The organism is Actinomycetospora lemnae (assembly GCF_028737315.1).
In the GTDB taxonomy this organism is placed as follows: Bacteria; Actinomycetota; Actinomycetes; order Mycobacteriales; family Pseudonocardiaceae; genus Actinomycetospora; species Actinomycetospora lemnae.
Genome location: NZ_JAQZAO010000001.1, coordinates 65,868 through 81,818, shown reverse-complemented (window position 1 = coordinate 81,818; position 15,951 = coordinate 65,868). Strand labels below are relative to the sequence as shown.

At 74.8% G+C, this 15,951-nt stretch carries 12 protein-coding genes; 10 read left to right on the top strand and 2 right to left on the bottom strand.

The features are described 5' to 3' along the window. The first annotated feature begins 107 nt into the window (after window positions 1-107). Window positions 108-3,707: a glycosyltransferase family 2 protein gene (locus PGB27_RS00345; RefSeq protein ID WP_274198344.1), complete on the top strand. Its 3,600-nt coding sequence runs from the start codon at window positions 108-110 to the stop codon at window positions 3,705-3,707. Window positions 3,708-3,757: 50 nt separating this feature from the next. Continuing rightward, complete coding sequence (locus PGB27_RS00340) at window positions 3,758-4,147, top strand: VOC family protein (RefSeq protein ID WP_274198343.1); 390 nt, start codon at window positions 3,758-3,760, stop codon at window positions 4,145-4,147. Window positions 4,148-4,151: 4 nt separating this feature from the next. Here the strand turns inward: PGB27_RS00340 and PGB27_RS00335 are convergent, their stop codons facing one another. After that, window positions 4,152-4,559: a metallopeptidase family protein gene (locus PGB27_RS00335; protein ID WP_274198972.1), complete on the bottom strand. Its 408-nt coding sequence runs from the start codon at window positions 4,557-4,559 to the stop codon at window positions 4,152-4,154. A gap of 228 nt (window positions 4,560-4,787) precedes the next feature. Here PGB27_RS00335 and PGB27_RS00330 point away from each other — a divergent pair, with 228 nt between their 5' ends. The 7 genes from PGB27_RS00330 to PGB27_RS00300 all read left to right on the top strand — a co-directional run bounded on the left by PGB27_RS00330 (window position 4,788) and on the right by PGB27_RS00300 (window position 12,209). Continuing rightward, the gene (locus PGB27_RS00330; protein ID WP_274198342.1) at window positions 4,788-5,246 is read left to right on the top strand and encodes a DUF3499 domain-containing protein; all 459 of its coding nucleotides are present in this window, start codon (window positions 4,788-4,790) and stop codon (window positions 5,244-5,246) included. A gap of 123 nt (window positions 5,247-5,369) precedes the next feature. After that, window positions 5,370-6,818 (top strand): phosphomannomutase/phosphoglucomutase, encoded by a 1,449-nt coding sequence (locus PGB27_RS00325; RefSeq protein WP_274198341.1) that lies wholly within the window; start codon window positions 5,370-5,372, stop codon window positions 6,816-6,818. Between the two features lie 23 nt (window positions 6,819-6,841). After that, window positions 6,842-7,051, top strand: coding sequence for a Trm112 family protein (locus tag PGB27_RS00320; protein WP_274198340.1), 210 nt, complete (start codon window positions 6,842-6,844; stop codon window positions 7,049-7,051). 3 nt (window positions 7,052-7,054) lie between these two features. Further along, window positions 7,055-8,182 (top strand): phosphoheptose isomerase family protein, encoded by a 1,128-nt coding sequence (locus PGB27_RS00315; RefSeq protein WP_332843725.1) that lies wholly within the window; start codon window positions 7,055-7,057, stop codon window positions 8,180-8,182. Between the two features lie 20 nt (window positions 8,183-8,202). Then, complete coding sequence (gene manA, locus PGB27_RS00310) at window positions 8,203-9,465, top strand: mannose-6-phosphate isomerase, class I (RefSeq protein WP_274198339.1); 1,263 nt, start codon at window positions 8,203-8,205, stop codon at window positions 9,463-9,465. Window positions 9,466-9,545: 80 nt separating this feature from the next. Beyond that, a complete protein-coding gene (locus PGB27_RS00305; RefSeq protein ID WP_274198338.1) occupies window positions 9,546-10,502 on the top strand; it encodes a cation diffusion facilitator family transporter in 957 nt (318 codons plus the stop codon). Between the two features lie 150 nt (window positions 10,503-10,652). Next, window positions 10,653-12,209, top strand: coding sequence for an amino acid permease (locus tag PGB27_RS00300; protein ID WP_274198337.1), 1,557 nt, complete (start codon window positions 10,653-10,655; stop codon window positions 12,207-12,209). A gap of 61 nt (window positions 12,210-12,270) precedes the next feature. Here the strand turns inward: PGB27_RS00300 and PGB27_RS00295 are convergent, their stop codons facing one another. Continuing rightward, window positions 12,271-13,893, bottom strand: a complete 1,623-nt coding sequence (locus PGB27_RS00295) for a long-chain fatty acid--CoA ligase (protein ID WP_274198336.1) — start codon at window positions 13,891-13,893, stop codon at window positions 12,271-12,273. Window positions 13,894-14,445: 552 nt separating this feature from the next. Here PGB27_RS00295 and ahcY point away from each other — a divergent pair. After that, window positions 14,446-15,930 carry an adenosylhomocysteinase gene (gene ahcY, locus PGB27_RS00290; RefSeq protein WP_274198335.1) on the top strand — a complete coding sequence of 495 codons (1,485 nt, stop codon included), beginning with the start codon at window positions 14,446-14,448 and terminating at the stop codon, window positions 15,928-15,930. The last annotated feature ends 21 nt before the right edge of the window (window positions 15,931-15,951 follow it).

Genomic DNA, 15,951 nt, shown 5'->3' with positions numbered 1-15,951 from the left:
TCGTCTGACACCCCGGCCGTCCCCCGTCCGGGGCGGGTCCTAGTCTCGGACGCCGGACCGCAGCGTGGGCGCCCTCGGGTGGTGGCCCGAGGGGAAGGACGGCGCGCGTGGCTCGACCCTCCCCGACCGCGACACGGGCATCGACGCCGGTCCTGGCCGTCCTCGTCTGCCACGACGGCGAGACCTGGCTCCCGGGCACGCTCGACGCCCTCTCCCGCCTGACGCGCCGGCCGCGCTGGGTGGTCGCGGTCGACACCGGCTCGGCCGACGGCACCGCGGGCATCCTCGCCGCGAGCAACCAGGTCGACGTGGTCCTGCGCATGCCCCGCGACACCGGCTTCGCCGAGGCCGTGCACACCGCGGTCGACGACGCCGACCGCCGCTGGGGCCGCACCGCCTCCGTGGGGCCGAGAGGGGAGCACGCCGAGAGGGGGTCCGGGGACTGGCTCTGGGTCCTCCACGACGACGCCGCCCCCGCGCCCGACTGCCTCCAGGTCCTGCTCTCGGTCGCCGAGGCCTCCCCGTCGGCCGCGGTCCTCGGCCCCCTGTGCCTCGACTGGGACGACCCCCGCCTCGTCGTCGAGGCCGGGGTCTCCATCGACGCGTCCGGCTCGCGGCAGACCGGCATCGGTGCCGACGAGCTCGACCTCGGCCAGTTCGCGACCAACTCCGAGGTCCTCGCGGTCGGCTCGGCGGGCTCGCTGGTGCGCCGCCGCGAGTGGGACTCGCTCGGCGGCTACGACACCGCGCTCGGCCTGCTGCGCGAGGACGTCGACTACGGCTGGCGGGTCAACCGCGCCGGCGGGCTCGTGCTGTGCGCGCCCTCGGCCCGGCTGCGCCACGCCCGCGCGCTCACCACCCGGGCGCGCCCGCTCGACACCGCGGGCGTCGACCCCCGCTACCGCGCCACCGACCGCGCCCACGGCGTGCGGACGTTCCTCGCCAACTGCTCCAGCCCCGCCTTCGTGCTCGGCCTCCTGCGCCTGCCGGTGCTCGCGGTGCTGCGCGCGCTGGGGCTCCTGCTCGTGCGCCGGGCGCGGGCGGCGGGCGCCGAGCTCGCGGGCCTGTCGCGGGTGCTCGGCTCCGGCCCGGGCATCGCCGACCTCGCCGACGCCCGCCGCCGACGCAGCACCGGGGCGACGGCGCTGCCCCGCGAGCTGCGCGGACTGCTGACCAGCCGCACCACGCGCCTGCGCAACGCCGTGCGCGGCGGGCTGACCTCGCTCGTGCGGGGACGCCTGCGCGAGGAGCTCGAGCTCGGCCGCCTGCCCGAGTGGGCCGAGCGCAGCGGACGGACCGGTGGCCCCGACGCCGAGGGCGGCGGGGACGCGGACGGCCGGCGCCGCGCCGTGGGCCCCGAGGCGCTGCCCGCGGGCGCGGCGCTGCGCCGGCGTCGCACCGCGGGGCTGCGCCGCCCGGGGGAGTCGCTGGCCGTCGCGCTGCCCGGGCCCCGGGCGCCCGCCGACGACCGGCCCGCCGCGGCGTCGGCCGCGCCGGCCCCTGCGGGCGCCCCCGTCGCCGACCCGCCGACCGAGCCGGGCGAGCGCGTCGTCTACGTCCCGGTCACGCCGGGCCGGGTGGCGCGCGAGCTGCTCCTCGCCCCGCCGCTGCTGCTCGTCGTCGGGCTGACGCTCGTCTCGCTGGTGACGCAGCGCGCGCGCCTCGGGCTCGACCTCGCCGGCGGGCGGATCGCCGAGGTCCCGGGGCTGCGCGAGCTCTGGTCGACCTACCTCGCCGGCTGGCACCCGATCGCGGGCGGCACCGGCGCGCCGGTCCCGGCGGCGCTGGCCGTGGTCGGGGTGCTGGGCGGGCCCGCGTGGCCGGTCGGGGGCCCGCCGGCCGCGGTGTCGCTCCTGCTGGTCGCCGCCCTGCCGCTGGCGGGCCTGTCGGCGTACCTGGCGACGCGCGAGCTGCGGGTCGGCCGGGTGCTGCGCGCGCTCGCGGCGGCGGTGTACGCGCTGCTCGGGATCACGGCGGGCGCGGTGGCGCAGGGGCGCCTCGACGGCGTCGTGGCCGTGGTGCTGCTGCCGCTGGTGCTGGCCGGCGTGGTCGCGGTGCTGCGCGGGGTGCGCACGGCGGGCCGGCGCGGCTCGTGGTGGAGCACGGCCGCGGGCACGGCGCTCGCGCTCGGGATCGTCAGCGCGTTCGCGCCCCTGGTGCACGTGCTGGTGCTCGTCGTCGTGGTGATCGGCTTCGTGCTCGTGCCGGCGCCGCCGCGGGCGGCCGGCCGCCGGGCGATGTCGCTGGCGGTCATCGTCGTGCTGCCGGTGCTCCTGCTGCTGCCCTGGCCGACGGTGCTGCTCGCGGCGCCCGAGGTCCTGCTGCACGGCACCGGGTCGACGGTGCCCGAGCGCTTCGTGTCCGCGCTCGACGTGCTCTCGCTCGACCCCGGCGGGCCCGCGACCCTGCCGTGGACGGGGCTCGTGCTCGTGGTGGCGGCGGTCGGCGGGGCGCTGGTCGCGCCGCGCAGGGCGGCGGTGCCCGGGCTCGCGCTGCTGCTGCTCGGCATCGTCGCCGCGGGCGTCGTCGGGTCCTTCGCGCTGGCGCCGCTCGCCGGCGGAGACCCGCGGCCGGGCTGGACGGGCCCGGCGCTCGCCGTCGCCGCGTGCGGGGCGCTGTGGAGCCTGCTCGCGCAGGTCGCGGCCTCGCGCACCGAACCGCTGGGGCGCCTGCTGGGCCGCGGCGACCCCGCCGACCGGGCCGACCGGGGACCCGCCCGGCGCGGCGAGTCGGAGCTGGACCTCGGGGGCGCCGGCCTCGGCGGGCGCCTCGCCGGCGCCGTCGAGCGGGCCGGGGCCGGCGCGTCGCTCCTGGCCGGGCGCCTGCGCTCGCGCGCCCCCGGCGCCGGTGACCCGAGCGCCCGCGCCCGGGGCGTCGCGGTGCCCGTCGTGGCGACCGCCGTCGTGGTGCTCGCCGTCGCCACCGTCCTGCGCGGCGGGGCCGGCCCGCTCGCCGACGCCCCCGCGCCCGCGCTCGACCGGGCCGTGGCGGCGGATCTCGCGCGGTCGGGGGCGCGCGTGGTCGTCGTGACCCGCGAGGAGGACACCACCCGCCGCGCCGGGCCGGAGCTGCCGCGCTACGGCGACGACGACCTCGCCCCGGTCGGCGCGTCGCCCGCCCGGCTGCAGCGCGACGTGCGCGCCCTGCTCTCCGGCGACCCGGCCACCGCGCAGGCGGGCGTCGCCGAGCTCGCGACCGGCGGCACCGGCCTCGTCGTCCTGCCCGACGAGCAGACCGCCCGCGCCGTGCGCACGGCCGCGGGGCCGCTGCTCGGCGACGCCCCGCCGGTCTCCGACGGGCGGCCCACCGCCCGCGTCGCCCTCCCGGTGGCCGGGGCCGTGCTGCTCGAGCCGCCGGTCTCCGACGACGCCACCGAGGCCCGCGCCGCCCCGCGCCGGCCCGCCGGGCTGACCACCGTGCCCTCGGACCTGCCCACCGTGGCCGTGCGCGTGTCGCCGGGCGCCGATCGCCGGCTCCTCGTCGTCGCCGCCGAGCTCGAGTCGGGCTGGTCGGCGACCGTCGGCGGGGTCGCCGCCCCGGTGGTGCCCGCGTGGGGCCACCTCGTCGGCGTCGCCGTGCCGCCGGGCGGCGGGGCCGTGGTCGTCGACCGCGACGAGACCACGCGCCTGCTGCTCCTGCTGCTCCAGCTCGCGCTGGTGCTGTTCACGGCCCTGTCGGCGCTGCCGTCGCGCCGGCGGCTCGACTAGGACCGGCGGCCGGACCGGGACCGTCGGGGGTCGGTCCTAGTCTCCGTGGCATGTTCGACCACGTCGGATTCCCCTGCGGTGACGTCGAGACCTCCGTCGCCTTCTACAGCGCGGTGTTCGCGCCGCTGCGCATGGCCGTGGGCGTGCGCATCCCCACCGGCCCGCCCGGTGCGCCCGAGGTCGTGGGCATGACCACGGGCGGGACGCACCCGGACTTCTGGCTCGCGCCGGGCGGGGCGGTCGCCCAGGAGCTGCACGTCGCGTTCGCCGCGCCCGACCGGGCGGCGGTCGACGCCGTGCACGAGGCCGCGCTCGCCCACGGGGCGGAGGTGCTGCACGCGCCGCGGATCTTCCCCGAGTACCACCCGGGCTACTACGCGGTGTTCCTCCGCGACCCCGACGGCCACAACGTCGAAGCCGTCCACCACACCTGGGGCTGAGGGCCTACTCGTCGCCGGAGATCGTGTCCGGCTCGACGCCGAGGTAGCCCGCCACCTGCTCCACGAGCACGTCGTGCAGCAGGTCGGCGAGGTCCTCGCCGTCGAGCGCGCGCGCCTCCAGCGGGCGGCGGTAGAGCACGATCCGCGCGCGGGTCACGGCGCCGCGGCGGTCCATGCCCGCGGGCACGAGCCGCGCCAGGGGCACCTCGCCGTCGCCGAGCACCGCGTCGTCGTCCACCGGCGAGCCCTGGGGGCCCGCGGGCACCTCCGGCACGTCGTCGACGGCCACGTCGAGGTCGGCGAGCTCCGCGCTCCAGCGCTCCTCGATGGGCTCGAGCGCCTCGAGCACGAGGGCGTCGAAGCGCTCGGCGCGGGTGCGCGACGCGGGGGAGCCCGACGGGTAGAGCGGCATCCGCAGGCCGCGACCGCGGCGGTCGCGGCGGCGCCGGCGCGGACCGGCCGCCGACCCGGACCCGGAGCCGGACCCTGCGCCGAACGCCGCGGTGCTGCCCCGGCGGCTGGCACTCCTGGTCACGAGCGGTGAGCCTACGCGCGGCGGCCGGGCGACGTGGGCACGTGCCCCGACGCGCCACCGCGCGCCTCCCGGGCGGGGGCGTCCGTCCGGGCTATCGTCCCCGGCGTGCGAGGAGTGCGGAAGTGCTCACGGACCGGGTGTGGTCATGCGGCCGTGGCCACCCTGACCTATGTCTACTCGGACTCGACCGCCGTGGTCGGGCCCCTGGCGACGAGCGCCGAGCCGCACTCGTACGACCTCTGCGAACGCCACGCCGTGCGCCTCACCGCGCCGCGTGGCTGGGAGGTCGTGCGCTACGAGGGCGAGTTCCCCACCGAGCCCTCCGTCGACGACCTGACCGCCCTGGCCGAGGCCGTCCGCGAGGCCGGGCGGGCCGACCGCCCGGTCGAGACCGACGGCCGCCCGCGGATCACGGCGGGATCGGGCGGCGGGCCGGGGCTGCCCCCGGGCCCACTGCCGGGCCTCGCCACGGGCGTCGCGGGCGGCGTCGGGAGCGGTCCCGCGAGCACGCCCACCGGCCGTCGCGGCCACCTCCGGGTCCTGCCCGACCCGGCGTCGTCCTGACCGGTCCCGCACGCGGTGTCCCCTCCGCCACCTGGAGCGATCCGGTGGGGCACGACCTCACCCATCGGCGGACGCGCCCGCCCGGCGGGCGCGGGGGCCCGGCCGCGCCGATAGGCTGACGAGGTGGCCAGTGCGCAGTCCTCGGCACCCGACCGTGCCCAGGTGATCGACCAGGTCGTCAAGGCGTACGACATCCGCGGACTCGTGGGCAGCCAGCTCGACGCGACGTTCGTCCGCGACGTCGGCGCCGCCTTCGCGCGGGTCCTCCTCGACGAGCAGGAGAACGGCACGGGCTCCGGGCTCGGCGGCGGCAAGGGCCTCGTGGTCGGGCACGACATGCGGGAGTCCTCGCCCGAGCTCGCCGACGCCTTCGCCGAGGGCGTCACGGCGCTGGGCGTCGACGTCGTGCACATCGGCCTGGCCAGCACCGACATGCTCTACTACGCCTCGGGCGCGCTCGAGATGCCCGGCGCGATGTTCACCGCGAGCCACAACCCCGCGACCTACAACGGCATCAAGCTCTGCCGCGCCGGCGCCTCGCCCGTGGGCCAGGACTCCGGGCTCGACGAGATCGCCGCGCTGCTCGACCGCGGGCCCGGCGAGGCGGTGTCCGCGGGCCAGGACGTGGCCCCGGGCGAGCGCGGCAGCGTCTCCCACCGCGACATGCTGGCCGACTACGCGGCCTTCCTGCGCTCCCTGGTCGACCTCTCGGGCATCCGCTCGCTGTCGCTGGTGATCGACGCCGGCAACGGCATGGCCGGCCACACCGTGCCCGCGGTGCTGGATCCCCTGCCGATCGAGGTCTACCCGCTCTACTTCGAGCTCGACGGCTCGTTCCCCAACCACGAGGCCAACCCCCTCGACCCCGACAACCTGCGCGACCTGCAGCGCGAGGTCATCACCCTCGGGCGCGCCGACGCCGGGCTCGCCTTCGACGGCGACGCCGACCGGGTGTTCCTCGTCGACGAGAAGGGCGACGCGGTCAGCCCGAGCGCGATCACCGCGCTCGTCGCCACCCGCGAGCTGGCCAAGCACCCCGGCTCGACAGTGATCCACAACCTCATCACCTCGCGTGCCGTCCCCGAGATCATCACCGAGGCGGGCGGGACACCGGAGCGCAGCCGGGTGGGCCACTCGTTCATCAAGGCCACCATGGCCGAGACGGGCGCGATCTTCGGCGGCGAGCACTCGGCGCACTACTACTTCCGCGACTTCTGGAACGCCGACTCCGGCATGCTCGCGGCCCTGCACGTCCTCGCCGCCCTCGGCGAGCAGGACCGCCCGCTCTCGGAGCTCATGGCGCAGTACTCGCGCTACGCCGCGTCGGGCGAGGTCAACTCCACGGTCGACGACCCGCGGGCCGTGATGGCCGAGGTCGAGCAGACGTTCGGCGCGCGTGAGGGTGTCACCACCGACGACCTCGACGGGCTGACCGTCACCTTCGACGACGGCTCCTGGTTCAACCTGCGCCCGTCGAACACCGAGCCGCTGCTGCGGCTCAACGTCGAGGCCGCCGACGACGACGCCGTGGCCGCGCTGCGCGACGAGGTCCTGGGCCTCGTCCGCGGCTGACCCGACCGAGGAGGAGAACCCGGATGCCGCTCGGTCTGGACGCCGACCTGCTGGAGATCCTGGCGTGCCCCGCGCCGGACCACGGGGCCCTGCGCCCCGGCACGCCCGAGGACGCCGACGCCGCGGCCCTCACCTGCACGGTGTGCGATCGGCGCTACCCCGTCACCGACGGGATCCCGGTGCTCCTGTTGTCCGAGGCGACCGGGGGCCCCGAGCACCAGGAGCAGGAGTGAGTCGTGGTGCTCGACGACGCCCTGCTCTCCGACGAGACGCGCCTGCTCGCCGCCGACCGTGACGGCGTGTTGCGGGCGGTGGCGACGGCCGGCGCCCAGGTCCGGGCCGTGGCCGAGGCGGCCCGCGAGGCCGGCGTGGACCGGGAGCTCGCGGGCCTGCGCCCCCGCGCGCTGGTGCTGCTGACGCGCCCCGGGACCACCGAGTCGGCGTGCCGCCTGCTCGCGGCCCTGCTCACGCCCACCGCGCCCCTCCCGGTGATCGTCAGCGGGGTCGCGCCGCCCTGGCTCGGCCCGCTCGACGTCGTCGTCGCCACCCACCGGGGGCGCGAGGGCGACCCGGTCGAGGCCGACCTCGCCGAGGCGGTGCACCGCGCGGTGCGCCGGGGCGCCCACGTGGTGCTCGGGGGCCCGGCCGAGGGCCCGGTGGCCGCCGCCGGCGCCGGGCGCGTGCTCGCGGTCGCCCCGCGGATGACGTACGGCGTGCCCGGCGAGGACCTCGACGGGCTGGACACCGGGACGGTCCTCGCGACCGGGCTGGCCGTCGCTCGCTCGCTCGATCTGCTCGACCTCGACCTCGACGTGCTCGCCGACCGCCTCGACGCCGAGGCCGAGCGCGACGGCCCGCGGGGCGAGGCGTTCGTCAACCCGGCGAAGAGCCTGGCGCTGCGCCTGGCCGAGCGCACCCCGCTGCTGTGGGGCGCCGACCCGATCGCGGGCCTGCTCGCGGGCTACGGCGCGACGGTGCTGGCCACCCACGCCGGGGTCGTCGCCCAGGCCACCACCGTCGCCGCGGCGGGCGCGCAGCCGGCGCTGCGCGCGCGGCTGCAGGAGAGCGCGGGGGAGGCGTCGATCTTCGCCGACCCCTTCGACGACCCGGTCCCGGAGGCACCGCCGCCCCGGCTGGTGCTGCTGGCCGCGCGCGAGGACCTCGCGGTGCGACGGCTCGTCGCCGACGTCGGCGCCCGCCACCCGGGCGCGGACGTCCTGGAGATCGACGACGTCGACCTGGCCGGGGAGGGGCCGGCGCCGGACGCGCTGCGCGCGGCCGTGCTCGCCACCCGTCTCGACTTCACCGCGGTCTACCTCGGTCTCGCCCTCGGGGCGCGCACGACCGGGGTCCGGACCGCCTGACCACGAGGGGCACCAGAACAGTGGAGGTCCTCAGGGGCAGCGTGCGCACGTATGCGTGGGGCTCCCGGACGCACCTCGCCGAGCTGCTCGGTGAGGAGGTCCCGTCGCCGCACCCGCAGGCCGAGCTGTGGCTCGGTGCGCACCGCGACGAGCCCTCGCAGCTGCTGGCCGGCGACACCCCCGGGGACGCGCCCGGCAACGGCGGGGACGCCACCCGCTCGCTCGCCGACGTCCTGCGCGACGACCCGCAGGGCGCGCTCGGCCCGTCGCGCCGTCAGCGCTGGTCGGACCGCCTGCCCTACCTGCTCAAGGTGCTGGCCGCCGAGGAGCCGCTGAGCCTGCAGGCGCACCCGTCGGCGGAGCAGGCGGCTGCCGGCTACGCCCGCGAGGAGGCGGCCGGCGTCCCGCGCACGGCCGCCGAGCGCAACTACCCGGACCCGCTGCCCAAGCCCGAGCTGCTCTGCGCGCTCACCGAGTTCCACGCCCTGGCCGGGTTCCGCGACCCGGCCGAGACCGTGGCCCTCCTGCGCGCCCTCGACGTGCGCGCGCTCGACCACCACACCGAGCTGCTCGCCGCGCAGCCCGACGCCGACGGCCTGCGCGCGCTGTTCACCACCTGGATCACGCTGCCGCAGCGCGCGGTCGACGACCTCGTGCCCGCCCTGCTCGACGGCTGCGTCGCCCACGCGCGCGAGCACGGGCCGTTCACCACCGAGGCGCGCACCCTGCTCGACCTGGGCGAGCGCTACCCGGGCGACGCGGGCGTGCTGGCGGCCCTGCTGCTCAACCGCTTCGTGCTCGCGCCGGGCCAGTGTCTCTACCAGCCGGCGGGCTCGCCGCACGCCTACCTGGCGGGCGCCGGGGTCGAGCTCATGGCGAACTCCGACAACGTCCTGCGCTGCGGGCTGACCCCGAAGCACGTCGACGTGCCCGAGCTGCTGCGGGTGCTCGACTTCGCGCCGGGGCCGCCGACGCTGCTGCCGGGGGAGGGGCGCGGCCCCGTCACGCGGTTCACGCCGTCGGAGTACTTCAGCCTCGCACGCTGCGCGTTCGCCGGCGAGGAGGCCGACCTGCCCGACGACGGCGTCGACCTCGGCGTCGAGGGGCCCCGCATCGTCGTCACGGTCGAGGGCAGCGTGCGGCTGCGCACGTCGCGGGGTCAGTGTCGCGAGGTGCCGCGGGGGACGGCCGCCTGGTTGCCGGCGTGCGACGGCCCGGTCACCGTGGCCCCGGTGGACGGGCCGGCGCTGGCGTTCGTGGCCGCCGACGGCCTGGGGGTCTAGCCGGGCGGGTCACCGGGCACCCCGACGCGCTACCTTCACCGCGACCTCACGCCCGCCCGGTCCATCCCTGGAGGCCCCTCGTGTCCGCATCCGGAGGCGGCAAGGCGATCGTCGCCGCGCTGGCGGCCAACGCCGGCATCGCCGTGGCCAAGTTCATCGGCTTCGCGATCACCGGCTCGTCCTCGATGCTCGCCGAGGGCGTGCACTCGGTGGCCGACACGAGCAACCAGGGCCTCCTGCTGTTCGGGCGCCGGCGGGCGCGCCGTGACGCCGACAGCGAGCACCCCTTCGGCTACGGCCGCGACCGGTTCTTCTACTCCTTCATCGTGGCCCTGCTGATCTTCAGCCTGGGCTCGGTGTTCGCCCTGTACGAGGGCATCCACAAGCTCAGCGGGTCCGAGGACCTCACGAGCCCGATCGTCGCCGTGGTCATCCTGGTCGTGGCCATCGGGCTGGAGTCGTACAGCTTCCGCACCGCGGTCAAGGAGTCCCGGGAGCTCAAGGGCGACCAGTCGTGGTGGGGGTTCATCCGCACCTCGGTGAACCCGGAGCTGCCGGTCGTGCTGCTCGAGGACCTCGGCGCCCTCGTCGGCCTCATCCTCGCGCTCGCGGGCGTCGGGCTCAGCGTGCTGACGGGCGCGGTCATCTGGGACGCCATCGGCACGATCTGCATCGGCGTCCTGCTCGGGATCATCGCGGTCATCCTCATCGTCGAGACGAAGAGCCTGCTCATCGGCGAGGGGGTCAGCCCGCGCATCGCCAACACGATCTCGTCCTCGCTCGTCGGCGGGCCGGTGGAGCGGGTCATCCACCTGCGCACCCAGTACCTCGGCCCCGAGGAGCTGCTGGTCGCGGCCAAGATCGCGGTGTCGGGCTCGCTGCCCACCGAGACGATCGCGCAGGCCATCGACGAGGCCGAGGCGCGGCTGCGCGCGGCGGTGCCCGAGGCGCGGCTCGTCTACCTCGAGCCCGACCTCGACCGCAGCGACGCCGGCCCCGTCGACGAGGCCCTGGACCCCACGCCCCGGACGCGCTGACGCGGGGTGGAACGGACCAGCGCGCTCTGCCTGCCGGGGGCAGCACGGTGAACTCCGTGTCAGCAAACCTGTCGTGTCCGTGCTCGACGGGCCGCGTGCGGGCGTAGGGTCCCGCCGCACCCGTACGCAGGATCCCCGGGAGGAACGCCCATGTCGTCGACCCAGCCGCAAGGCGGTCTCTTCCGGACGAAGTCGGTCGAGCAGTCCATCGCGGACACCGACGAGCCCGGGAGCAAGCTCCGCCGCGAGCTCGGTGCCCTCGACCTGACCATCTTCGGTGTCGCGGTCCTCATCGGCGCCGGTGTCTTCACGATCACCGCCCGCGTGGCCGGCGACATCACCGGGCCGGCCATCGCGATCTCGTTCGTCATCGCCGCGATCGCCTGCGGGTTCGCCGGCCTCTGCTACGCCGAGTTCGCCTCGACGGTGCCGGTGGCGGGCAGCGCCTACACGTTCTCCTACGCGACCTTCGGCGAGTTCATCGCGTGGATCATCGGCTGGGACCTCGTCCTCGAGTACGCCCTCGGCGCGGCGGTGGTCTCGAAGAGCTGGGCGCAGTACCTCGGCGAGCTCTTCAGCGGCAGCAGCAGCGCCGCGTCCCTGGAACTGGGGCCGGTGACGTTCGACTGGGGCGCCGTGCTGGTCATCGGCGCCCTCACGGTCGTCCTCGTGCTCGGCATCAAGCTCTCGAGCCGGGTCAGCGCGACCATCACCGCCATCAAGGTGCTCGTCGTGCTGCTCGTCATCGTGGTCGGGCTGTTCTACGTACGGGCGCAGAACTACACCCCGTTCATCCCGCCGCCCGGGGGCGAGCAGGAGGGCGGTAGCGGGGCCGACGCGTCGCTGCTGTCCCTGATCGCGGGCAGCGAGGGGTCGACCTTCGGCGTCTACGGCCTGCTCGCCGGGGCGTCGCTGGTCTTCTTCGCCTTCATCGGCTTCGACGCGGTCTCCACCACCGCCGAGGAGACCAGGAACCCGCAGAAGGACCTGCCGCGCGGCATCCTCGGCTCGCTCGGCGTCGTCACCGTCCTCTACGTCGCGACCTCGCTCGTGCTGGTCGGCATGGTCAGCTACACCCAGCTCTCCACCCCGCCCGGCAGCGAGGACAGCGCCACCCTGGCCACGGCGTTCTCGCTCGTCGGGGCGAACTGGGCCTCCACCGTGATCTCCATCGGCGCCCTCGCCGGTCTGACCACCGTCGTCCTGGTGCTCATGCTCGGCCAGAGTCGCGTGTTCTACGCGATGAGCCGCGACGGGCTGCTCCCGCGCGGCCTGGCCCGGACGGGCTCGCGGGGCACCCCGGTGATGATCACGATCATCATCGGCGCGCTCTGCGCCGTGCTGGCCGGCTTCTTCCCGATCGACGAGCTCGAGTCGATGGTCAACATCGGGACGCTGTTCGCGTTCGTGCTGGTGGCCGTGGGCACCGTCTACCTGCGCCGCAACCGGCCCGACCTGCCCCGCGGCTTCACCGTCAAGGCCCTGCCGCTGGTGGCCACGCTCGCGGTCATCAGCTGCCTGTGGCTGATGATCAACCTCACCGTCGAGACCTGGATCCGGTTCATCGTCTGGATGGTCCTCGGGGTGGTCATCTACTTCGCCTACTCGCGCCGGAACTCCGTGCTCGGCAAGCGCGAGCGCGGCGAGGAGGCCTCCGTGAGCAATCCGGGTGGCGGCCCGTCGGCCCCGCCGACCCAGCCGCAGTAGCCCTGCGCGCACGGGAGCGCCCCCCGGAGCCCGCGGCTCCGGGGGCGCCGTCGTGCGGGGGTCAGGCCTGCGCCGGGGCCTGGTGGCCCGCGAACTTCTCGCGCAGGGTCTTCTTCGAGAACTTACCCGTGGAGGTCTTGGGCACCTCGTCGATGAACACGACGTCGTCGGGCACCTGCCACTTCGCCACGCGGGTAGCGACGTGCTCGAGCACCGCCTCGCGGGTGAGCTCCACGCCCTGCTTCGGCACGACGCAGGCGAGCGGGCGCTCCGACCACTTCTCGTCGGGGATCGCGATGACCGCGGCCTCGGCGACGCCCTCCATCGACATGATCTCGTTCTCGAGGTCGACCGAGGAGATCCACTCACCGCCGGACTTGACCAGGTCCTTGGTGCGGTCGACGAGGCGCACGTAGCCGTAGCGGTCGATCACCGCGACGTCGCCGGTCTTGAGCCACCCGTCCTCGGTGAACTGCTTGCCGCCGTCCTCGTTGCGGTAGTACGACGCGGCGATCCACGGGCCGGCGGCCTGCAGCTCGCCCGAGGTCTCGCCGTCCCACGGGAGCACCTCGCCGGTGTCCGGGTCGCAGATGCGCAGGTCGACCAGCGGCGACGGGGTGCCCGCGGTGGCCCGCACGTCGGCGAGCTCGTCGTCGGACAGGCCGTCGTGGACGCTCTTGAGGACGCCGGTGGTGGCGATCGGGCTGGTCTCGGTCATGCCCCAGGCCTGGGTGATCGGCAGGCCGATCTTCTGGCGCCACGCCTCGGACAGCGACTTCGGCACCGCCGACCCGCCGCAGAGCAGCAGGCGCAGGTCGGGCAGGTCACCCTCGGCGAGCTCGGGCAGCACGCCCATCCAGATCGTCGGGACGCCCGCCGTCACGGTGATCCTGTGGTCGCGCAGGATGCCGGCGATCGCCTTCGGGGTCATGTTCGGCCCGGGCATGACGATCGAGGAGCCGGCGAACACCGCCGCGTACGGCGTGCCCCACGCGTTGGCGTGGAACATCGGCACGATCGGCAGCAGGGTGTCCCGCTCGACGAGGCCGGCGACGTCGGCCATGAGCACGGCGATCGAGTGCAGCACCGAGCTGCGGTGCGAGTAGACGACGCCCTTGGGGTTGCCGGTGGTGCCCGACGTGTAGCACATCGCCGCGGCCTGGTTCTCGTCCGCGATCTCGAAGCGACCGGCGAACGGCTCGACCGAGGAGAGCAGCTCCTCGTAGCCGACGATGCGCTCGTCGTCGGGGATCGCGACGTCGGCGCCGTCGTCGATGACGATGACCTTGCGGACCGTCGTCATCTGGTCGACGTGCGGCCAGAACTGCCCGAACAGCGAGCGGTCGACGAAGACGACCTCGTCCTCGGCATGGTTCGCGATGTAGATGAGCTGCTCGGTGAACAGCCGGATGTTCAGCGTGTGCAGCACGCGCCCGCTGCACGGCACGGCGAAGTAGAGCTCGAGGTGCGCCGGGCTGTTCCAGCAGAAGGTGCCCACCCGGCCCTCGGAGGAGACGCCGAGCGCGTCGAGCGCGGCCGCGGCCTGCCGGACCCGCCGGGCCCACGACCCGTAGTCGGTGCGGTGCACGGTGCCGCCGGCGCCCACGCCGACGATCGCCTTGTGCGCGAAGAGCTGCTCGGCGCGGTGGAACACGTGCGGCAGGGCGAGTGGGTAGTCCTGCATCTGTCCGAGCACGTCCGTGGCCTCCTGAGACCTCGTCCTGGGGTGTCCAGGCGTCCTGTGGTTCCGGTCACGCATCCTACGGACCTCGTGCCCGGATGACCGGCTCGTCGGATCCGGTCACGGACGGTGAGAGCCCGGACGCCGCCCGGTGGGCGGACGTTGTGACCCGCCTGACGGTGTCGTGGCGGCGCCCGCGGTCACCTGCGCGGACGTGCCGGACCACGCGTCCGGGGGCACCCGGGGCGGCCCCGTCGCGGTTGACCGGGTATGGGCCCTGTGCTGGACTTGCTGTCACGGCATCGATCGCACACCTCGTGCGAACGGAAGCTGTCGAGTGGCGCTGCAACGGCCGGTCGCGACGATCGTCCGCCACGCTCGGCAGTGGTCCGCACCATCGCAAGGGCGCCTGTGGATGGTGGTGAACCGTGCTCCCGATCCCGTGACCTCCCGGCGTGTCCGAACCGTCGGTCGAGAGTCGGTCGAGACACGTCGCGGCGCGGGTGGGGCCCCACGGTCCACCGCCGGACGACACACCCGAGAAGACGAGGAGTCATGACGAACGCAGTGGGCACCGCCAACGAGAAGTGGACCGAGCGGAACGGGATCGATTTCGCGGTCGCCGACCTCGGTCAGGCCGACTTCGGCCGCCGGGAGATCCGCCTGGCCGAGCACGAGATGCCCGGCCTGATGGCGCTGCGCCGCGAGTACGCGGAGGCCAAGCCGCTGCACGGCGCGCGCATCTCCGGCTCCCTGCACATGACGGTGCAGACCGCCGTGCTCATCGAGACGCTGGTCGAGCTCGGCGCGGAGGTCCGCTGGGCCTCCTGCAACATCTTCTCCACCCAGGACCACGCGGCCGCCGCGGTCGTGGTCGGCCCGCACGGCACCCCGGACGAGCCCAAGGGCATCTCCTGCTTCGCCTGGAAGGGCGAGACGCTGGAGGAGTACTGGTGGTGCGCCGAGCAGATGATGTCGTGGAAGGACTCGGACACCCGCGGTCCGAACATGATCCTCGACGACGGCGGCGACGCCACGATGCTCGTCCACAAGGGCGTCGAGTTCGAGAAGGCGGGCGTCGTCCCGTCGGTCACCGACGACGACCCGGCCGAGTACCAGGTCGTGCTGGCCACGCTGCGCCGCTCGCTGGAGCAGGACCCGCAGCACTGGACCAAGGTCGCGTCCGGCATCCGCGGCGTCACCGAGGAGACCACGACCGGCGTCCACCGGCTCTACGAGTTCTTCAACGAGGACAAGCTCCTCTTCCCGGCGATCAACGTCAACGACTCGGTCACCAAGTCGAAGTTCGACAACAAGTACGGCTGCCGCCACTCGCTCATCGACGGCATCAACCGCGCCGTCGACGTGCTGATCTCCGGCAAGAAGGCCGTCATCTGCGGCTTCGGTGACGTCGGCAAGGGCTCGGCCGAGTCGCTGCGCGGCCAGGGCGCCCGCGTGACCGTCACCGAGGCGGACCCGATCTGCGCGCTCCAGGCGCTCATGGAGGGCTACGACGTCGACGTCCTCGACAACGTGATCGAGGAGGCCGACATCGTCATCACGACGACCGGCAACAAGGACATCGTCACCCTCGACCACATGAAGCGGATGAAGCACCAGGCGATCCTGGGCAACATCGGCCACTTCGACAACGAGATCCAGATGGAGAAGCTCGAGAAGTCGGGCACCACGCGGATCAACATCAAGCCGCAGGTCGACGAGTGGCGCTTCGACGACGGCCACTCGATCATCATCCTGTCCGAGGGCCGGCTGCTGAACCTCGGGAACGCCACCGGGCACCCGAGCTTCGTCATGTCGAACTCGTTCTCGAACCAGACGATCGCGCAGATCGAGCTGTTCACGAAGAACGACGAGTACCCGCTCGGCGTCTACCGGCTGCCGAAGCACCTCGACGAGAAGGTCGCGAAGGTGCACGTCGAGGCCCTGGGTGGCGAGCTGACCAAGCTCACCAAGGACCAGGCCGAGTACATCGGCGTCGACGTCGAGGGCCCGTACAAGCCGGATCACTACCGCTACTGAGTGGTCGCGGCCAGCTGGATG